Annotated in this window: 18 protein-coding genes; 11 read left to right on the top strand and 7 right to left on the bottom strand. The window is 75.7% G+C overall.

From position 1 onward, the window contains the following. The first annotated feature begins 24 nt into the window (after window positions 1–24). A complete protein-coding gene (locus HDA31_RS19630; protein ID WP_178064057.1) occupies window positions 25–1683 on the top strand; it encodes an NAD(P)/FAD-dependent oxidoreductase in 1659 nt (552 codons plus the stop codon). After that, complete coding sequence (locus HDA31_RS19625; protein WP_219825018.1) at window positions 1680–3119, top strand: ATP-binding protein; 1440 nt, start codon at window positions 1680–1682, stop codon at window positions 3117–3119. Before HDA31_RS19630 ends, HDA31_RS19625 begins: the two co-directional genes overlap by 4 nt. 40 nt (window positions 3120–3159) lie before the next feature. On the opposite strand, the gene HDA31_RS19620 is transcribed toward HDA31_RS19625, so the two are convergent. Continuing rightward, the gene (locus tag HDA31_RS19620; protein ID WP_178064058.1) at window positions 3160–4296 is read right to left on the bottom strand and encodes an NB-ARC domain-containing protein; all 1137 of its coding nucleotides are present in this window, start codon (window positions 4294–4296) and stop codon (window positions 3160–3162) included. Between the two features lie 231 nt (window positions 4297–4527). Here HDA31_RS19620 and HDA31_RS19615 point away from each other — a divergent pair, with 231 nt between their 5' ends. Together HDA31_RS19615 and HDA31_RS19610 are read left to right on the top strand one after the other, a co-directional pair. Continuing rightward, entirely contained in the window at window positions 4528–5553 is a 1026-nt protein-coding gene (locus HDA31_RS19615; RefSeq protein ID WP_074478958.1) for a trypsin-like serine peptidase, read from the top strand. Between the two features lie 144 nt (window positions 5554–5697). Beyond that, window positions 5698–5928 (top strand): hypothetical protein, encoded by a 231-nt coding sequence (locus HDA31_RS19610; protein ID WP_178064059.1) that lies wholly within the window; start codon window positions 5698–5700, stop codon window positions 5926–5928. A gap of 24 nt (window positions 5929–5952) precedes the next feature. Here HDA31_RS19610 and HDA31_RS19605 read toward each other — a convergent pair whose 3' ends face one another. Beyond that, window positions 5953–6975, bottom strand: a complete 1023-nt coding sequence (locus tag HDA31_RS19605) for a phosphotransferase family protein (protein ID WP_178064060.1) — start codon at window positions 6973–6975, stop codon at window positions 5953–5955. A 115-nt stretch (window positions 6976–7090) separates the two neighbouring features. Between HDA31_RS19605 and rfbB the strand changes: the two genes are divergently transcribed. The 7 genes from rfbB (at window position 7091) to HDA31_RS19570 (ending at window position 15973) form a co-directional block, all read left to right on the top strand. Then, window positions 7091–8089 carry a dTDP-glucose 4,6-dehydratase gene (rfbB, locus tag HDA31_RS19600; RefSeq protein WP_178064061.1) on the top strand — a complete coding sequence of 333 codons (999 nt, stop codon included), beginning with the start codon at window positions 7091–7093 and terminating at the stop codon, window positions 8087–8089. Between the two features lie 79 nt (window positions 8090–8168). Further along, on the top strand, window positions 8169–9140 hold the full coding sequence (locus HDA31_RS19595) for an efflux ABC transporter ATPase subunit, DrrA-related (RefSeq protein WP_178064062.1): 972 nt from the start codon (window positions 8169–8171) through the stop codon (window positions 9138–9140). After that, the gene (locus HDA31_RS19590) at window positions 9137–9970 is read left to right on the top strand and encodes an ABC transporter permease (protein WP_178064063.1); all 834 of its coding nucleotides are present in this window, start codon (window positions 9137–9139) and stop codon (window positions 9968–9970) included. The genes HDA31_RS19595 and HDA31_RS19590 overlap by 4 nt, the downstream gene beginning before the upstream one ends. 98 nt (window positions 9971–10068) lie before the next feature. After that, window positions 10069–12858: an SCO1167/SCO6262 family helicase gene (locus HDA31_RS19585; RefSeq protein WP_178064064.1), complete on the top strand. Its 2790-nt coding sequence runs from the start codon at window positions 10069–10071 to the stop codon at window positions 12856–12858. A gap of 11 nt (window positions 12859–12869) precedes the next feature. Then, window positions 12870–14210: an SWIM zinc finger family protein gene (locus HDA31_RS19580; RefSeq protein WP_246384523.1), complete on the top strand. Its 1341-nt coding sequence runs from the start codon at window positions 12870–12872 to the stop codon at window positions 14208–14210. Window positions 14211–14272: 62 nt separating this feature from the next. After that, complete coding sequence (locus HDA31_RS19575; RefSeq protein ID WP_178064066.1) at window positions 14273–15040, top strand: TetR/AcrR family transcriptional regulator; 768 nt, start codon at window positions 14273–14275, stop codon at window positions 15038–15040. Window positions 15041–15103: 63 nt separating this feature from the next. Continuing rightward, a complete protein-coding gene (locus HDA31_RS19570; protein ID WP_178064067.1) occupies window positions 15104–15973 on the top strand; it encodes a S1 family peptidase in 870 nt (289 codons plus the stop codon). Between the two features lie 19 nt (window positions 15974–15992). On the opposite strand, the gene HDA31_RS19565 is transcribed toward HDA31_RS19570, so the two are convergent. From HDA31_RS19565 to HDA31_RS19545, 5 genes are all read right to left on the bottom strand, one after another. After that, window positions 15993–16955, bottom strand: a complete 963-nt coding sequence (locus HDA31_RS19565; RefSeq protein ID WP_178064068.1) for an anti-sigma factor RsbA family regulatory protein — start codon at window positions 16953–16955, stop codon at window positions 15993–15995. Then, window positions 16952–17782: an MEDS domain-containing protein gene (locus HDA31_RS19560; protein WP_219825019.1), complete on the bottom strand. Its 831-nt coding sequence runs from the start codon at window positions 17780–17782 to the stop codon at window positions 16952–16954. Before HDA31_RS19560 ends, HDA31_RS19565 begins: the two co-directional genes overlap by 4 nt. Before the next feature lie 94 nt (window positions 17783–17876). Continuing rightward, on the bottom strand, window positions 17877–18881 hold the full coding sequence (locus tag HDA31_RS19555; protein WP_178064069.1) for an ROK family protein: 1005 nt from the start codon (window positions 18879–18881) through the stop codon (window positions 17877–17879). 5 nt (window positions 18882–18886) lie between these two features. After that, complete coding sequence (locus HDA31_RS19550; protein WP_074478947.1) at window positions 18887–19240, bottom strand: DoxX family protein; 354 nt, start codon at window positions 19238–19240, stop codon at window positions 18887–18889. A gap of 59 nt (window positions 19241–19299) precedes the next feature. Continuing rightward, on the bottom strand, window positions 19300–19731 hold the full coding sequence (locus HDA31_RS19545) for a type II 3-dehydroquinate dehydratase (protein ID WP_043962699.1): 432 nt from the start codon (window positions 19729–19731) through the stop codon (window positions 19300–19302). Window positions 19732–19942 lie beyond the last annotated feature (211 nt).

Genomic DNA, 19942 nt, shown 5'->3' with positions numbered 1-19942 from the left:
ACGCCGGGGTGGTTTGATGGTCCGATGGCGCACCCGGTGATCCTCTCGATCGACGACGACCCGGCGGTCTCCCGCGCGGTCGCCCGCGACATCCGCCGCCGCTACGGCGACCGGTACCGGGTGGTGCGCGCCGGCTCCGGCCCGGAGGCCCTCGACACGCTGCGCGAGATCAAGCTGCGCGGCGAGCAGGTGGCGGTGCTGGTCGCCGACTACCGGATGCCCGAGATGAACGGCATCGAGTTCCTCGAGGCCGCGATGGACCTCTTCCCCGCCGCGCGCCGGGTGCTGCTCACCGCGTACGCGGACACCGGCGCGGCCATCGACGCGATCAACCTGGTCGACCTCGACCACTACCTGCTCAAGCCGTGGCACCCGCCGGAGGAGAAGCTCTACCCGGTCGTCGACGCGCTGCTGGAGGCGTGGACGGCCAGCCCCGAGGCCGCCACCACGGAGATCCGGGTGGTCGGGCACCGCTGGTCCGCCCCGTCCTTCGCGGTGCGCGACTTCCTGGCCCGCAACCTGGTGCCGTACCGCTGGCTGCTGGCCGACGAGCCCGAGGGCGGGCGGCTGCTCGCGGCGGCCGGGGCGAGCGCCGCCGACGTGCCGGTGGTCGTCACCGCCGACGGCAAGGCCCTGGTGGCGCCCACGGAGACGGAGCTGGCCGGCCTCGTCGGCCTCAACGTCGTCCCGGCGGCGGACTTCTACGACCTGGTGGTCGTCGGCGGCGGGCCGGCGGGGCTGGGCGCGGCCGTCTACGGGGCGTCGGAGGGGCTGCGCACGGTGCTCGTGGAGCGGCGGGCCACCGGCGGGCAGGCTGGGCAGAGCAGCCGGATCGAGAACTACCTGGGCTTCCCCGACGGCGTCTCCGGGGCGCAGCTCACCGACAGGGCCCGCCGGCAGGCGCTGAAGTTCGGCGCGGAGCTGCTGACCACCCGGGAGGTCGTCGGCCTGGCGGAGGCCGGCTCGGCGCGGCTGCTGCGCTTCGACGACGGCTCCACCCTCGCCGCGCACGCGGTGGTGCTGGCCACCGGCGTGTCGTACCGGATGCTCGACGCCCCCGGCCTGGCCGACCTCACCGGCCGGGGCGTCTTCTACGGCTCGGCCGCCACCGAGGCGCCGAGCTGCGTCGACCAGGACGTCTACATCGTCGGCGGGGCGAACTCGGCGGGCCAGGCGGCCGTCTACTTCTCCCGGTACGCCGCCCGGGTGCACGTGCTGATCCGGGGCGCGGACCTCACGGCGTCCATGTCGAGCTACCTGATCGACCAGCTCGACCGCATCGACCGCATCACCGTGCACCCGCACACCGAGGTGGTGGCCGGCGCGGGGGAGGAGCACCTGCAACGGCTGACCCTGCGCGACACCCGCACCGGGCAGCGGCGCGACGTCGACGCGTCGTGGCTGTTCGTGTTCATCGGGGCGGAGCCGCGTACCGAATGGTTGGCGGGGGTCGTGGCCCGCGACGAGCGGGGCTACGTCGTCACCGGGCCGGACCTGGTGGCCGGTGGGAGCCGGCCGCCCGGCTGGTCGCTGCCCCGCGACCCCTACCACCTGGAGTCCAGCCTGCCCGGCGTGTTCGCGGCCGGCGACGTGCGCGCGGCCTCGGTCAAGCGGGTCGCCTCCGCCGTCGGCGAGGGCGCGATGGCCGTGTCGCTGGTGCACCGCTACCTGGAGGCGCAGTGAGCGGCCTGACTCCCGCCGAGGTGCGGACGCTGTTCCTGTTCGAGTCGCTCGACGACCAGCAGGTCGCCTGGTTGGCCGAGCACGGCCGGGTCGAGCACCGCACGGCCGGGGAGGCCGTCTACACCGAGGGCGAGCCGGCGACCTGCTTCTTCGTGCTGCTCGCCGGCGAGGTGCGGCTGTGCCGGACGATCCACGGCGAGGAGGTGGAGATCCTGCGCTCGGCGCAGCGCGGGGTGTACGGCGGGGCCACCCAGGCGTACCTGGACGACCAGCAGATCTACCGCAACGGGATGTGGGCGGTCACCGACACGGAGTTCTTCGTGCTGCCCGCCGAGACGTTCGCGCACGCGGTGCGGTCCTGGTTCCCGATGGCGATGCACCTGCTGGAGGGGCTGTTCATCGGGATGCGGGACACCCAGACGGTCGTCGGGGAGCGGGAACGCCTGGTGGCCCTGGGCGCCCTGTCGGCGGGCCTGACCCACGAGCTGAACAACCCGGCGAGCGCGGCGGTGCGGGCCACGTCCGCGCTGCGGGACCGGGTCGCCGGGATGCGGCACAAGCTGGCGATGATCGCCGACGGCCGGCTCGACGGGCGGCGGCTGCACGCCCTCGTGGCGTTGCAGGAGGAGGCGGTCGAGCGGGCGGCGAAGGCGTGCGCGCTGTCGCCCCTGGCCACCAGCGACGCCGAGGACGAGCTGACCGACTGGCTGGACGACCAGGGGATCGCCGCCGGCTGGGAGCTGGCCCCGACGTTGGTCGCCGGCGGGCTGGACGTCGCCTGGCTGGACCGGGTCCACGCGGAGCTCGGGGCCGACGACCTGGAGCCGGCGGTGCGGTGGCTCACCTACACCGTGGACACCGAGCTGCTCATGCGGGAGATCGCCGACGCGGCCACCCGGGTCTCCAAGCTGGTCGGCGCGGCCAAACAATATTCCCAGCTCGACCGGGCCCCCTACCAGGTGGTGGACGTGCACGAGCTGCTCGACGCGACGCTGGTGATGTTCAAGGGCAAGCTCCCGCCGGGGATCCGCATGGTCCGGGAGTACGCCCCGGCGCTGCCCCCGATCCCCGCGTACGCGGCCGAGCTGAACCAGGTGTGGACCAACCTGATCGACAACGCGCTCGCCGCGATGGGCGACGAGGGCACGCTGACCGTCCGCACCGGCCGGGTCGACGGCCAGCTGACCGTCGAGGTGGCCGACACCGGCCCCGGCATCCCGGCGGCCGTGCGCCCGCGCATCTTCGAGCCGTTCTTCACCACGAAGCCGGTCGGCGAGGGGACGGGGCTGGGGCTGGACATCTCGTACCGGATCGTGGTCAACAAGCACCACGGGGACATCCGGGTGACGAGCGAGCCCGGCCGGACGGTGTTCCGCGTGCTGCTGCCGATCGCGCCCGCCCCCGGCGTCGCCCCGGAGGCCGCCCCGCAGGCGTGACGCAGCGCGTGGCGCGTCGTCGATGCGCGGGGGCGGACACCTACTGCGCCGTCGACCGCTGTACGCACAGCCGGGGATGGTCCACCACCCGCGCCGGTGCCAGGGCCGACCCTGACCGGGCGGTCGTGGTCAGGGCGGGAGTGACCAGGGTGGGTGTGGTGGTCAGGGCGGGCGTGACCAGGGCGGTCGGGCGGTGGGCGGTCATCCGCTCCGCCGCGACCCGCAGGGCCAGCGGCCGACCGCCGCAGCGCCGGACCAGGTCGTAGGCGGACTCGGGGTCGGCGTCGACCCGGTCGCCGATCAGCCCGCGCAGCAGCTCGACGCCCGCCTCGGCGCTCAGCGGACCCAGCTCCAGCCGGCGCGCGCCGTGCCGCACGACCAGCTCGGCCAGGTCGTCCCGGCTGGTCACCAGGACCAGGCAGCCGGGCGAGCCGGGCAGCAGGGGGCGCACCTGCCCGACGGCGCTGGCGTTGTCGAGCACCACCAGCATCCGGCGGCCCGACATCCGGGTGCGGTAGCGGGCGGCCAGGGCGGCCGGCGTGGCGGGCAGGTCGGCGGTGGCGACGCCGAGGGCGTTGAGGAAGGCCGTGAGCACCTCGACCGGCGTCGGCGGCTGGCCGGGGCTCTCGCCGCGCAGGTCGGCGTAGAGCTGGCCGTCGGGGAAGCGGCCGGCGACCCGGTGCGCCCAGTGCACGGCCAGCGCGCTCTTGCCGATCCCGGTCGAGCCGGTCAGCAGCGCGGTCATCATCGCGGCGCGGGTGGCGCCCTCGGCGAGCAGGGCGTCGAGCGCGGCGCGGACCGGGCCGCGCCCGGTGAACGGCACCACGTCCGGCGGCAGCTCGTGCGGGACGCAGGCGGCGTCGGCCGACGCCCACGGCCGGGTGTGGGGCGGAGGGTCGACCAGGCTGTCGTCGTGGGACCGGCAGCGGTTGGCCCGACGCCACAACGCCGCGAACTCCTCGACGTCGCCGCCGAGCACCCGGACGATCTCGCCCACCACCTCCCACCGGGCCAGGCGGGGACGCGTGAAGACCGCGTGGATCGACGTCGGGTTGATGCCCCGGGGCCGCCGCTCGGCGCGGGTGAGCTGTTGCAGCCGGCGCACGCTGGGCTGACCGGCGGCGAGGTGCAGGGCGTGTAGTCGGTCGTAGAAGTCGGCGAGGGGACCTGCTGGCACGAGAGGGCGGGTGAGCCGGCCCATTGGCGTTCTCCCCACATCTTGGCGCTGGCCCGGAAGCCTCCGAGCCTCACTACCTTCCGATGTCGAAACCTCGCGGTCAGTCAGGTCGCGGACACACTGTCAGCGACAGTTTTGACGGCCGCCGACGCTTCCGCTGCCCATTCCCGGCCTTGCATGCTGTGCCGAGCGCTTAGACAAGCGCCGATGTATTTGGTGGGAGGAGAACGAATGCACTTTCCGGACATCCGGCGGGTGGTCACGGTCACCGCGTCCGCCGCGCTCGTCGCGGCGACGGTGCTGGTGGGCACCGGGCCCGCGCAGGCAGCCCCCGTCGGCGGAGCGTCGGCCACCACGGTGGCGGCGACCACCTCCACCACTGCGGCCCGCAGCGGGCTGACCGCCGCCCAGCAGGCGGGCGACTACTGGACCACGGAGCGGATGCGCACCGCGATCTCGGCGGACGTGCTGGTCAAGAAGGCGGGAGCCGTGGCCGGCAAGGGCCTGAAGCCGACCGGGCCGGCCCGCTCCGTGCCGCCGGCCGCGCCCACCGTGACGGCCGCCTCCAGCGTCGCGTCGCAGGCCGGTGGGGACATCAGCGCCTACGTCGCCGCGTCCGCCACCGTCGGCAAGGTCTTCTTCTACAACCCCGTGGACGGCAAGAACTACGTCTGCTCGGCCGGTGCCGTGAACAGCACCTCCAAGCTGCTCGTCATGAGCGCCGGGCACTGCGTGCACGGCGGCCGGGGCGGCCAGTGGATGCAGAACTGGATCTTCGTGCCGCTCTACAACTACGGCGCGGAGCCGTACGGCCGGTGGTCGGCCAAGTACCTGACCGCGTTCAACGCGTGGATCAACGACAGCAATCTCGACCGGGACGTCTCGTACATCACCGTGTACCCGAACGCGTCGGGCCAGCGGCTCGTCGACCGGGTCGGCGGCAACGGGCTCTCGGTCAACTACAGCTACACCCAGGCCGTCACCATCCTCGCCTACCCGGCGGCCCCGCCGTACGACGGCGGGTGGCAGCAGTACTGCCAGGGCACGACGTACCGGCCCGGCAGCGAGAACAAGATCGCCCTCAACTGCGGCTTCACGGGCGGCTCCAGCGGCTCGGTCTGGTTGCGCCTCTACAACGACGTGTACGGCTACGTCAACGGAATCATGAGCACACTGAACAGCGCCGGGGTGAACAAGAGCTCCTACTTCGACACCGCGGTCATGGACGTCTACAACTCGGTCGCGGCCCGCGTCTGAGTCATCCGATCGGGTGAAGCCCGCCCCCGGCCGAGATCCGACGGATCCGGTCGGGGGCGGCGCGCGTCCAAAGGGCGTGGTCGTGGGCCGGGGCGTCGGACCCCGGTCCCGCGTCGCCGCCGGGGCGGCGGAGAGGAGCGCGGGATGAGGCAGGGCTGGGGTGCGGCGGTGGCGGTGGCCGTCGCCGTGGTGGTGGTCGCCGTCGTGGTGACCGGGGTGGTGGCCCGCCGCTCCGGGCCGGGGGAGCGGCCGGCGGCCCCGACGTCCGTCGGGGACACCGGCGCGTCGAGCAGCCGCCTGCCGTCGCCGGACGGCTCCTACTGGGACCCGGGCCGGATGGGCAGCGCCGAACCGGCCCCGATGCCCACCGAGTGACCGGCACCGTCGGCGGGCCCCGGCTCAGGGGCGGGGCCGGCCCCGGCCGAGGTCGGCCAGCTCCCGGTCGAGCAGCTCGGCCAGGAACGCGGAGCGGTCAGAGGCGTTCTCCGGGGTCATCCCCCGGCTGGGCATCTCCACGACCATCAGCAGGTAGAGATGCAGCCGGTAGAGGCCGAGGCGCACCCGGGCCGCCGGGTCGAACACCGCCGGCTGCCCGCCGGCCGCCCGCCAGCCGCGCACGAAGGGGTGGTCCGGCTCGTCCTCGGCCCGCCGGAACAGCAGCGGCGAGACCAGGTCCAGCAGCGGGTCACCCCACAGGTAGCGCTCGCCGTCCACCAGCCCGCACATCCGGTACGCGCCGGTCGCGTCCGGCGCGGCGAGCACGTTGCCGTCCCAGCCGTCGAAGTGCAGCAGGGCGGGGCGGCGCACCTGGTCCAGCGTCCCCGCGTGGTGGCGCACCAGCTCCCGGATCAGCCGTGGCCCGCCGGGCGGGGCGACGCCCCAGTCCGCCGCGTCGGCGAGCAGGTCGTCGATGATCGCGGCGAACGCGCGCGACCACGTCGACGCGCCGGCCCGGCCGCCGTCGTAGCCGTACCGGTCACCGGTGATCCGGTGCAGCGCGACGATGGCGGCGCCGAAGTCGGCGCGGGCCGGGCCGGCTTCGGCGTCCCCCGGCAGCTCGGCGAGGGGCCGCCCGGGCAGCCGGTCGGTGAGCAGCCACTCGCCGCGCTCCGGGTCCCGGCCGTGGTGCAGCACCCGGGGCACGGGCACCTGCGGCGCGTGCGCGGCCACCAGCCGGAAGTAGCGCGCCTCCGCCGCCGCCAGGCCGCGCTCGTAGCGCAGCAGGCGCGCCCCGGGCGGCGGCGCCACCTTCAGCACGGCCGCGCCGCCGTCGTCCAGCGCCAGCCACCACACGGTCGCGAAGCCGCCCCCGCCGAGCGGCCCGCAATCGGCCACGCTCCGCCCGGCGCCGAGGGAGGCCCGGACGTACCAGGCCACGTCGTCCCGGGTGAGGGATCGTTGGGTGGGGCTCGGCCCGCTCATTCCGCACCTCCGCGCCGTGTGCCGGGTGGACAGTCCGCCCGGCAGGGAGCCTAGGCAGGGCAGCCGAGTGGCCGGGTCCGACCCCGCTGCGGGCCGCGTCGGTTAGCGTCGCGGCATGGAACACATGCTGGTCACCGGGGGTGCGGGGTTCGTCGGCACCAACTTCGTGCGCCGGGCGCTGGCCGCCCGGCCGGGCCTGCGGCTGACCGTCCTCGACGCGCTCACCTACGCCGGGAGCCGGGACAGCCTCGCCGAGGTCGCCGACCGGATCACCTTCGTCCGCGGCGACGTCTGCGACGGCGACCTGGTCGACGCCCTCGTCTCGGACTGCGACACGGTGGTCCACTTCGCCGCCGAGTCCCACGTGGACAACTCGTTGCAGGATCCGACGCCGTTCCTGCGGACCAACGTCGAGGGCACGTTCGTGCTGCTGGAGGCGGTTCGCCGGCACGACCGGCGGCTGCACCACGTCTCCACCGACGAGGTGTTCGGCAGCCTGCCGCTGCACGGCGGCGGGGCGTTCACCGAACAGAGCCGCTACGACCCGTCCAGCCCGTACTCGGCGACGAAGGCGGCCTCGGACCTGCTGGTCCGGGCGTGGGTCCGGTCGTACGGGGTGCGGGCGACGACATCGAACTGCGCGAACAACTACGGGCCGTACCAGAACGTGGAGAAGTTCCTGCCCCGGCAGATCACCAACGTGCTGCGCGGGCAGCGGCCCAAGCTCTACGGCACGGGCGCGAACGTGCGGGAGTGGACCCACGTCGACGACCACAACGACGCCGTGCTGCTGATCCTCGACGCGGGGGTGTGCGGGGAGACGTACCTGATTGGCTCCGGGGCCGAGTGGAGCAACCGGGCCCTGCTGGAGTTGACCCTGACGCTGCTCGGCCGGCCCGCCGACGACTTCGACCACGTGCCGGACCGCCCCGCCCACGACCTGCGGTACGCCTGCGACAGCTCCAAGCTCCGCCGGGAGCTGGGCTGGCGGCCCCGCCACCCGGACCTGGCCGACGGGCTGGTCGCCACCATCGACTGGTACCGCCGCAACGAGTGGTGGTGGGGGCCGCAGAAGGCCGCCACGGAGGCCCGCTACGCGGCGATCGGCCGGTAGCGGCGTCGCCATCGCCCGCTCCGTACCTGTTACCGTATCTTGTACGGCAGCGTTGGTCGGGTGCGGCGGAGAGGGTGACGTGACGGTGGGCGGATACGCGATCGCGGCGGAAGGGCTGCGCAAGCGGTACGGGGACACCCCGGCCCTGGACGGCTTCGACCTGCGGGTCCGGCCGGGAACGGTGTGCGGCCTGCTCGGCCCGAACGGGGCGGGGAAGACCACCGCCGTGCGGATCCTGTCGACCCTGCTGCGCCACGACTCCGGCCGCGTCGAGGTCGCCGGCTTCGACGTGGCCCGCCAGGCCGACCAGGTGCGCCACCGCATCGGCCTGGTCGGGCAGCGCGCCGCCGTGGACGAGGTGCTCAGCGGCCACGAGAACCTGGTCATCTTCGGCCGGCTGTGCCACCTCGGCGCGAGGCGCGCCCGGCAGCGCGCCGGCGAACTGCTCGACCGGTTCGGGCTCGCCGACGCGGGCGGCAAGCCGGTCAGGGCGTACTCCGGTGGCATGCGCCGACGGCTCGACCTGGCCGCCGGGATGATCCTGGCCCCGGCGGTGCTCTTCCTCGACGAGCCGACCACCGGGCTGGACCCGCGCAGCCGCAACGAGGTGTGGGAGGCGGTCCGCGAGCTGGTCCGCGCGGGGACCACCGTCCTGCTCACCACCCAGTACCTCGACGAGGCCGACCGGCTCGCCGACCGGATCTCGGTGCTCGACAGCGGGCGGGTCATCGCCGAGGGCACCCCCGACGACCTGAAGGCCCGGCTCGGCGGCGACCGGATCGACCTCGTCGTCCGCGACGCCGCCGACCTGGCCGCGGCCGGCGCCCAGCTCGGCCGGGTGGCCGGCGGCGAGCCGGAGGTCGACCCGGACCGGCGGCTCGTCAGCGCCCGGGTGGAGCACCGGGCCGGCGCGCTGACCGAGGTGCTGCGGGCGCTCGACGCCGCGGATGTCGCCGTCGAGGACGTGGCGCTGCGCCGGCCGACCCTGGACGAGGTGTTCCTGCACCTGACCGGCCGCCGCACCGAGACCGCCGAGGAGGTTCCCGCGTGACCAGCGCGACCCTGCCCGACACCGCGTCCCCGCACGTGGCGCCCGGCCGCTCCGCCCTGCTGGCCGACAGCGTCACGCTGACCCGGCGCAGCCTGGCCCACTGGCGTCGCGACCCGGGGCCGCTGGTCGCGTCCCTCGGGTTCGACATCGTCATGGTGCTGATGTTCGCCTACCTGTTCGGCGGCGCGTTGCGGGTGCCCGGTGGCGGCGACTACCGGGAGTTCCTGATGCCCGGCATGTTCGCCATGACCATGGTGTTCGGCATCAGCCTCACCACGCTCGCCGTCTCCACCGACCTGGACCGGGGGGTCACCGACCGGCTCCGCTCGATGCCGGTCTCCCCGCTGGCCCCGCTGGTCGGCCGGGCGGCGGCCGACCTGCTCTTCGCGGTGCTCACCCTCGCGGTGATGCTGCTCGCCGGCCTCGCGGTCGGCTGGCGGGCGCACGGCGGCGTCGGCGACACCGTCGCGGCGTTCGGGCTGATCCTGCTGCTGCGCTTCGCCCTGGTCTGGGTGGGCGTCTTCCTCGGCCTCGTGCTGAAGGGCCAGCAGGCCGTGGCCGGGGTGCAGACGCTGGAGTTCCCGCTCGGCTTCCTGTCCAGCGCGTTCGTCGCCCCGGCCACCATGCCCGGCTGGCTCGGCGCGGTCGCCGAGTGGAATCCGCTGTCGGCGACCGTCGGCGCGACCCGGGAGCTCTTCGGCAACCCCGGCTGGGGCGGCGACTCCTGGGCCGTCCAGCACGCGCCGGAGCTGGCGCTGATCTGGCCGGTCGCGCTGGTCGCCGTCTTCCTGCCGCTGTCGGTGCGCAGGTACCGGGCGCTGGGCCGCTGACGTCCGCCCCGATCGTGCCGCTTACGGTACGACGTACGCTAGGGTTGTCCTTCCCTCGGCGGGCGGTCGCCGCCCGCCCGATCACCGCAGGAGGCACGGTGCGACTCGGCCGGTTCGCGGTCGTCTTCGAGCCGGGCGACCCGCCCCGGACCGGCACGGTCGGCTTCTACGACCCCGCCGGGCACGCGCTGCCCGAGGGGTTCGACGCGCTGGGGGAGCACGTCGAGTTGGACCTCGCCCTCCGGCTCGACGGTCCCGTGGCGGCCTGGACGGTGCCCGCCTGCGCCGTGCCGGTCGGCGACGCGGTCCGGCAGCTCGCCGCGCTGCGCGACGCCGACGACCTCACCCCGGCCGCCGCGTTCTGGTCGGCGGTGGCGATCACCGGCCTGCACCTGGCCGCCCGGGGGCGGATCCTGCCCGGCGTCTCCCCGCAGGGCTGGGACGCCTGGCGGGTGGGCCCCCTCGACGTCGCCGACGTGGCACGCATCCGGGCCCTCGCGGCGGCGATGCCGCCCGAGGCCCGGGCGATACCGCTCGACGCCGCCGCCGAACGCCTCGCCCTGCCCGAGCCGGAGGGGCTGGTCCGCGCCTTCCTCGACGCGGTGGCCGACACCCTGCCGCGCAGCCCGGCCGCGACGTGGCTGACCGGCGACGCCCGGTTCACCGGCCTGGACCCGGAGCCGGTGGACGACCTGCGCGACTGGGCCCGGGAGGTCTCCGTCGGCGTCGACACCGGCCTGCGGGTGGCGCTGCGGCTGGAGGGCCGGGGCGACCTGGGCGGCACGCCGTTCGTCGCGGTGGTGCGGCTGCGCAGCCTCGCCGACCCGACGCTGGTCGCCGACGCGGGGGTCCTGTGGGAGGGCGACGGGCACGGCCTCGGCGAGCAGGCCACCTTCGAGGCGATGCGTGCCGTGCGCCGCGCCGCCGCCACGTGGCCGCCGCTGGAGCGGCTCCTCGACCACGCCGCGCCGGTCGAGCTGGAGCTGCTCGACGAGGACCTGGTCGACCTGCTCGGCGGGGCCGAGGCGCGGCTCGCCGCCGCCGGCATCGACGTCGAGTGGCCGTCCGGGCTGTCCCGCGAGCTGGCCGCCCGGGTGCTGGTCAGCTCGCCGCCGGAGCAGCCCGCCGACGTGGCGGGGTTCTTCCGGTCCGCCGCCGCGCTGCCGCTGAGCTGGCAGCTCACCCTGGCCGGCGACGCGCTGACCGACGCCGAGATGGACCTGGTGGCGAAGTCCCGGCCGATCGTGCGGCTGCGGGACCGGTGGGTGGCGGTCGGGCCGGAGCTGGCCCGCCGGGCCCGCGAGCGGCAGCTCCCGCCGCGCAGGGCGTACGACGCCCTGGCCGCGACGTTGATCGCCAGCACCGAGGTCGAGGGGGAGCGGGTCGAGGCGGTCGCCGACGGCTGGCTGGGCGCGCTGCGCGAGCGGATCGCCGAACCCGACGGCGGCCCCGAGCCGCTGGAGCCGCCGGCCGGGCTCCACGGCACGCTGCGCGAATACCAGCTACGCGGCCTGCGCTGGCTGGAGCGGACGACCTCGCTCGGCTTCGGCGGCTGCCTCGCCGACGACATGGGCCTCGGCAAGACCGTCACCGTCATCTCGCTGCACCTGCGCCGCCAGGCGGACGCGGCCACCACCGGGGCCACCCTGGTCGTCTGCCCCGCGTCGGTGCTCGGCAACTGGGAGCGGGAGATCCGCCGGTTCGCCCCCGACGTCGCCGTCCGCCGGTTCCACGGCGCCGCCCGGTCCCTCGACGGGCTGACCGGCGGGTTCGTGCTGACCAGCTTCGGCACCATGCGCGTCGACGCGGGCAGCCTCGCCGGGCACGGGTGGGGCCTGGTGGTCGCCGACGAGGCGCAGTACGTCAAGAACCGGCTCAGCGGCACCGCGAAGGCCCTGCGGGCGATCCCCGCCCGCGCCCGGGTCGCGCTCACCGGAACGCCGGTGGAGAACAACCTCTCCGAGCTGTGGGCGATCCTCGACTGGACCACCCCCGGCCTGCTCGACTCCGTCGGCGCGTTCCGGGCCACCTGGGCCCGGCCGATCGAGGTGGACCGCGACGGTGCCGCCGTGGCGCGGCTGTCCCGGCTGGTGCGCCCCTTCCTCCTGCGGCGGCGCAAGTCCGACCCCGGCATCGCCCCCGAACTCCCGCCGAAGACCGTCACCGACCACCTCGTGCCGCTCACCGGTGAGCAGGTGGACCTCTACCAGCGGGTCGTCGCCGACGTGCTGGCCGAGATCCGCGCCAGCGCCACCACCATCGCCCGGCGCGGCCTGGTGCTCAAGCTGCTCGTCGGCCTCAAGCAGGTCTGCAACCACCCCGCGCACTACCTGAAGGAGCCGCACGGCCAGCTCACCGGCCGGTCGGAGAAGCTGCAACTCCTCGACGACCTGTTGGAGACCATCCTCGCCGCGGGCGGCGCGGCGCTGGTCTTCACCCAGTACGTCCGGATGGCCCGGCTGCTCCAGCGGCACCTGGCCGAGCGGGGCGTGCCGGCGCAACTGCTGCACGGCGGCACGCCCGTGCCGCAGCGGGAGGAGATGGTGCGCCGGTTCCAGGCCGGCGAGGTGCCGGTGTTCCTGCTCTCGCTCAAGGCGGCCGGCACCGGCCTCAACCTGACCCGGGCCGACCACGTCGTCCACTACGACCGGTGGTGGAACCCGGCCGTGGAGGAGCAGGCCACCGACCGCGCGTACCGGATCGGGCAGACCCGGCCGGTGCAGGTGCACCGGCTGATCGCCCAGGGCACCCTGGAGGAGCGGATCGCCGCCCTGCTGGAGTCCAAGCGGGAGCTGGCCGACGCGGTGCTCACCGGCGGCGAGACCGCCCTGACCGAACTCTCCGACGCCGAGCTGCTCCGGCTCGTGCGGCTGCGCCACGAGGGATGAGGGGCCGCGACGTGGACTTCGACCTGGACTTCGACGCCGCCGACGACGAGCGGGACCCCGACGACGACACGGAGCTGTCCGCCGACGAGCGGCGGGCGCGCAGCTTCCCCAGGTTCGGCCCCGGCCGGCGGATCGGCAGGAAGTTCGCCGACACCTGGTGGGGCAACGCCTGGATCGAGTCGATGGAGCGCACCGCCCTCGACCAGGAGCAGCTCAGGAAGGGCCGCCGGTACGCCTTCGCCGGGCAGGTCGGGTCGATCACCGTCAGCCCCGGCCGGATCTCCGCCGCCGTGCACGACGGCGACCAGTACACCCCGCACGACACCATCGTGCGCGTCGGCACCCTCGCCGCGGCCGAGTGGGACCGGCTGCTCGACCGGGTCGCCGCGAAGGCCGGGCACATCGCCGCCCTGCTCGACCGGGACATGCCGCACGACCTGGCGCAGACCGCCGACGACGCCGGGGTGCGCCTGCTGCCCGGCTACGGCGACCTCGAACCCGAGTGCGACTGCCCGTCCTGGGACCACCCGTGCCGGCACGCCGCCGCGCTGGCGTACCAGGCGGCGTGGCTGCTCGACCGGGACCCGTTCGTGCTGCTGCTGATGCGCGGCCGGGGCGAGGCGGAGCTGACGGAGGACCTGCGTCGGCGCAACGCCCGCCGGTCCGTCGCCGCCGTCGCCGCCGCCGACCAGGCCGGCACGCCGGCCGAGGAGGCGTACGCCGCGCCGCCCGTCGCCCTGCCCGCGCCGCCGGGGCCGGTGACCGGCGAGCCCCTCGCGCTCGCCCCGCTGCTCGCCGGGCACGAGGCGGCCGGCATCGACGCCGAGGCGCTCGGGGCGCTCGCCGCCGACGCGGCGCACCGGGCCCGGGACCTGCTCGCGGGCGTCGCGCCGACGGGGGCGTCGATGCCGGGCGCGACCGGGGAGGTGCCGCTCGCCCCCGAGGCCGACGCCTGGTGCGACGCGGTGCGGCTGGCCGCCCGGCTGCCACGCTCCCCGGCAGTGAAGCGGCTGGGCGAGGCCAGCGGCCGGGCCGCCGAGCTGCCCCGGGCCGTCAGGGCCTGGGAGTACGCGGGCGCGGCCGGCGTGGACGTGGTCGACGCGGTGTTCAGCCCGCCGAGGGAGCTGGTCGCCCGGGCTACCGAAGCGCTGCGCGAGGCGGGCGGGGTCGACGGGGCCGCGCCCGAGGTGCGCAACTGGCGCAACCGGTGGACGGTCGGCCGCGACGCGCAGGTGCGCTACGGCCGCGACGGCCGGTGGTATCCGTTCCGCAGGCGCTCGGGGCAGTGGTGGCCGGCGGGGCCGCCCGGCCCGGACCCGGCGGACGCGCTGCTCGACCTGCCCCAGGGCTGACGCCGTCGGCCCGCCGCCTGCCCGTACGAGGTACGGTATCGCGCCGATAGGATGGCGGCACTATGTCGAACGCGCGCAAGGGCAAGGTCGACCCCGCCCGCAGCCTGGCGATTCTCTGGCGCACCCGGGAGCCGGCGAGCCGCAGCGCCGGGCCCGGCCTCAGCGTCGACCGGATCGTCCGGGCGGCGATCGAGATCGCCGACGCCGAGGGCATCGACGCGTTGACCATGCGCCGGGTCAGCGAGGCGCTGGGCGTCGGCACCATGTCGGTCTACACGTACGTGCCCGGCAAGGCCGAGCTGCTCGACGTCATGGTCGACACCCTCTACGGCGAGATGAGCCGCCCGGCCGACGTGCCCGGCGGTTGGCGGGCCCGGCTGGAGCAGATCGCCCGGGAGAACCTGCGCCTCTACCGCGCCCACCCGTGGCTGCTGCGCGCGGAGACGACCCGGCCGGTCCTCGGCCCGAACCTGCTCGCCAAGTACGACTACGAGCTGGGTGCGGTGGCCGACACCGGCCTCGACGACGTCGAGATGGACGCGGTGCTCACCCTGCTCCTCGGCCACGTCCGGAGCGCGGCGCGGGCCGAGCTGGACGTGGTCGACCTGGAGCGCGAGACGGGCCTGACCGACGGCCAGTGGTGGCAGTCGCACGCGCCCTGGCTGGAGCGGTTCATGAAGTCGGGCAGCTACCCGACGGCCGCCCGGGTCGGCGCGGCGGCCGGCGCGGCGCACGGCGCGGCGTACGGGCCGGAGCACGCGTTCGAGTTCGGCCTGCAACGGGTGCTCGACGGCATCTCCGTGGTGGTCGACGACCGTCAGGGCACTTGATCCGGGCGGGCCCGGACAGGGAAGCTGTAACGCATCCACGCACGCCGATACATGGAGGTTCGGATGCGCCGCTTCCCCCTGCTCGCCCTCCTGCTCGCCGCACCCCTGCTCGCGCCACCGGCGACCGCCCACGCCGCCCCGGCCGTCGTCGCCCCCGCCCCGGCCGTCGTCGCCGACGCGCCGGCCGTCGCCGCCCACGCCCCCGCCGGCACCGCGTGGACCGTCGACCCGGCCACCGGCCGGACCACCGTCACCGCCGACGACACCGTCAGCGAGAGCCGGCTGGCCGCGCTGCGCGCCCGGCTCGCCGGCACCGACGCCGTGGTCCGCCGCGAACCCGGGCGGCTGAGCACCCTCATCGCCGGCGGGCAGGCCATCTACGGCAGCGGCGGCGGGCGCTGCTCGCTCGGCGCGAACGTCCGCAGCGGCAGCGTCTCCTACTTCGTGACCGCCGGCCACTGCACGACGACCGCCGCCACCTGGTACGCCGACAGCGCCGGCAGCAGCGTGCTCGGCTCCCGCGCCGGCAGCAGCTTCCCCGGCAACGACTACGGCATCGTCCGCTACACCTCCACCACCATCGCCCACCCCAGCGCCGTCCACACCTACCCCGGCACGCTGACCATCACCGGCACCGCCACGCCCGTCGTCGGCATGGCCGTCTGCCGCAGCGGCGCCACCACCGGCGTGCGGTGCGGCTCGATCACCGCGCTCAACGCCACCGTCAACTACGCCCAGGGCTCCGTCACCGGCCTGATCCGCACCAACATCTGCGCCGAGCCCGGCGACAGCGGCGGCCCGCTCTACGTCGCCGCCACCGGCAGGATCGTCGGCATCCTCTCCGGCGGCAGCGGCAACTGCGCCACCGGCGGCACCACCTACTACCAGCCGATCGCCGAGATCCTCAGCGCGTACGGGGTGACGATCCCCTGAGCCGGCGGGCCGGGCGGCCTCACGCGGCGAAGTGCGGGTTGCCCGCCGTCAGCCGCAGCGTCCAGCCGCCCGGCCCCCGGTGCGCCGACACGTGGTTGCAGGACTGGTGGGTGATCCACAGGCCGAGGCCGCCGTCGGCGCCGTCGCCGGCCGGGAGCAGGCCCGCGAACGGGTCCTTCGGCCCGTCGCCGCCGTCGGAGACCGTCACCACCAGCCGGTCGGGCCCCACCCACAGCCGTACGCACACCGGCGGCAGGCCGTGGCGCAGCGCGTTGGTCACCGTCTCGCTGACCGCCACCACCAGATCCTCGACGTCGTCGGCCGGCAGCCGGCCCCCGTCGACGGAATACACGGCGGCGCGGGCCTGCGCGGCCGTGGGCGCGGACAACTCGACCACCGGCGGCGTCGACTGGAGCGGGTCCGGCGGGGCCGGCCGGTTCTCCCGCAGGTAGGTGGTCGGCTCCGTGTAGTCGGGACTCGGCACGTGCCGCCCGTCGGGGGTGGCGTGCCGGGGATGGGTGCGCGCCACGTCCCGCAGCACCGACGCGGGCGTGCTGCGCGCGTCGTACGCGCACATGCTCCACAGCGGGAACTCGTCGTAGGCGTGGTTGATCGCCGACTCGTAGCGGGCCCACCAGTCCCAGGTCACCCCCAGGGCGCTCGGCGGCAGCTCCCCGACGATCCGGATCTGCCGGGCCCCGTCGGCCACGTGCCCGGCGAGCATCTCCCGGTAGGAGCGGATGGCGGCGGTCGGCCGGGCGTAGACGTCGCCGCCGGGCAGGAAGGTGACCCCGCAGCCGGTGGGCAGGGCGCCCCGCACCAGGGCCGCGTTGCGCGCGCCCAGCGACACCACGGTCGGCTCCCCGGCGGCGACCCCGCCGAGCAGGAACGGCACCACGACCGCCAGCAGCTCATCCTCGGAGGAGTAGCAGACCGCCTCGTGGAAGTAGCCCCGGTGGCCCGCCGCCGCGCCCGTCCTCATCGCGCGGCCTCCACGCGTAGCCCGGGCAGGCCCAGCAGGTCGACGATGTGGGCCACGCCGACGCCGGGCAGGCCGCGCAGCACCGCCACGGCGCCCAGGCCGCGGGCGTACTCGCCCAGCAGCAGCAGGCAGCGGTGGTCGGCGAAGCGCAACCGGCCCGCCTCGAACACCACCCGCCCGTCGACCGGGCGGGGCGCGGCCCGCTCCAGCGCCGTGGCGAGCAGGTCGCGGGCCGACCGGTCCAGCTCGCCGGCCAGCCCCGCCCGGCCCCGGCCCGCCGCGTAGAGCCGGAACAGCACGTCGTCGGTGTTGCCCGCCGGGTGCAGGCAGGCCAGCTCGGCGACCGCCGCCGCGCCCAGCTCGCGGGGATCGTAGACGCACATGGCGGAGAACGGGTGGGCCCGCATGTAGCCGTCGATCAGGTGCTCGTAACGGGTGAAGGCCGCCCGCTGCCGGGGCGTGCGGACCAGCCCGGTGGCCTCCGCGACCACCCGCAGCCCGGTGCGGCCGGCGGCCAGGGCCGCCTCGGTCGCCTCCGCGTAGGCCCGCACCTGGGCGGCCGGGTCGGCGACGCGGTCGTCGACGTAGGTGTCGCCGAGCGGGACGACCCGGGCGGCCCCGTCGCGCAGGGCGTCGGCCAGCACCGGACCGGCGGCCAGCCACGCGCGGACCTCGGCCGGATCCCGCTCCGTCACATACCACACCTGCTCGTCGGCGGAGAGGCCGGCGGCGAGGAACGCGCGGGCGGCGACCTCGAAGGCGGCCGGGTCGTCGCGCCGCCAGCAGACGTGGTCGGTGGGCAGCGCAGGGCAGCCGTCGCCGCTCACCGGTGCCGCCCCATGCCCGCAGTCTAAGCCCACCTGGGCCGGCGGGACGGGCAGCCCGGGGGCGGTGGGACGGGCGACCCGGGCCGGTGCGGCTTCAGTGGGGCGCGGCCAGGTCCCGGGCCAACGCCACCGCGCCGTGCAGCGAGGAGAGCCCGCCCAGGGCGGCGGCCCGCACGGCGGGGGCCGGACGGCCCGGCCGGGCGAGCCGGACCACCTCCCGGCCGACCAGGTCGACGAAGCCGGGCAGCCCGGCGGCGAAGCCGCCGCCCAGCACCGCCACCGCCGGGTCGAGCAGCTCGCCCAGGCTGACCACGGCCGCCGCGAGGGCCGTGGCCGCCGGCCGGACCGCGTCGTGGGCCCACGGCCGGCCCCGCTCCAGCCCGTCGCGCAGCTCGCCGAAGCCCACCTCGCCGCCCCGGGCCGCGCCGGCCCGGCGCAGCGTCGCCGGCCCGGAGGCGACCGCCTGGAGGCAGCCGTGCCGACCGCAGTCGCACCGGGGCCCGTCGACGTCGACGACCAGGTGGCCGACCTCGGGGGAGCCCCGCCCCGGCGTCGGCAGGGCCCGGCCGCCGAGCACCACGCCGCCGCCCACGCCGGTGCCGACCCCCAGGTAGACGACGTCCTGCGCGCCCAGGTGCCGGGCCTCGGCCAGCGCCGCCAGGTCACCGTCGTCGGCCCAGGCGGTGCGGCTGCCCGGGAAGAGACGACGCAGCGTCTCGTCGAAGGGCAGCCCCGCCCAGCTCGGCCGGCCCGGCCACACGACCACCCGGCCGGTCGGGCCGGTGGTGCCGGGCATCGCCACCCCGACGGCCGCGAACCGCAGCCCCGACTCCGCGCGCAGCGCGCCCACCGCGTCGGCCAGCGCCGCCACGTCGGCGTCGACGCCGCCGCCGGGCCAGGTCAGCACCCGCTCGTACGCCCGCCCGCCCGCCGTCGGCGCGGCCCGGCCCTCCCCGGCGCGGGGGACCTCCGCGGGCCCGGCCGCGACCTCCCGCGGGTCCGCCGCGACCTGCTCGGCGCGCAGCGCGACCTTGGTGCCGCCGATGTCGACGCCGAGGACGCCGAGGCCCGCCCCGTCGCCGCCGCTGCCCCCGGTCACCGGGGTCAGCCCTGGAGCACGTGCAGCACCGCGAGCGCGGCGGCCGCCACCCCGAACGCGAGCGGCATCACCGTCACCGCGAACGGGTCCCGGGCGCGCACGTGGTAGACGGCCGCGCCGATCATCAGCGGGACGAGGCCGACCGCCGCCGCGAGCCCGGCCGGCGACCAGTACAGCCCGACGAGCAGGCCGACGACGGCCGCCAGCTCCAACGCCCCGATGACCCGGGTGAGGCCGGCGGAGACGCCGAGGTGGTCCATCCGCTCGCGGGTCTTGCGCTCACCGAGGAGCTTCTGCACGCCCGTGGCCATGAACACGGCGGCCAGGATGATGCTGAGGGTGATGGTGGGAGTCCGCACGGAAACATCCTTAGTGGAGGGGGTGACGGGTCGCCGGCGACCCTATCGGGCTGCCGGGCTCAGCCGACCGTGGCGACGAGGGCGCGGGCCGCCAGCCGGTAGCCCAGCGGGCCGAGCCCGACGATGACCCCGCTGGCCAGCGGGGCGAGCACCGAGTCGTGCCGGAAGCTCTCCCGGGCCCACACGTTGGACAGGTGGACCTCCATCCACGGCCGGGGGTAGTTGGCGAGGGCGTCGCGCAGGCTCCAGCCCGCGATCATCAACGCCCCCGGGTTCACGATCGCGCCCACCGTGTCGTAGTGCTCCTGCACCGTGCGCACCAGCGCGCCCTCGCAGTCGTGCTGGACGGCCACCACGTTCCAGCCCCGCGCGGCGACCTCCTCGCCGACCGCCCGCTCGATGTCGGCGAGGGTGTCGGTGCCGTAGATCTCCGGCTGGCGTCGACCGAGGATGCCCAGGTTCGGGCCGTTCAGCAGGAGCACGTCGGACACAGCTCACCTCGCGTGGGGCGACCCGGCGGGGCCGGCGACAGATTCCCCGCAGTCTTACTACGCCACCCGCCGACCACGGGCCGGGCACCGCCGCCCGACCGGCGAACTAAGGGGTGGGTAGGGGCCCGCTAGGGGAAGTGAGCAGGCTGCCGGGTCGGTTAGCGTCCACCGCGAGCCGATGACGTTGCCAGCTGGAGACCGCTGCGTCCAG

Source organism: Micromonospora carbonacea (genome assembly GCF_014205165.1).
Taxonomy (GTDB): Bacteria; Actinomycetota; Actinomycetes; order Mycobacteriales; family Micromonosporaceae; genus Micromonospora; species Micromonospora carbonacea.
The sequence above is the reverse complement of the archived record's forward strand: the minus strand, read 5'-3'. Positions and strand labels throughout refer to the sequence as shown.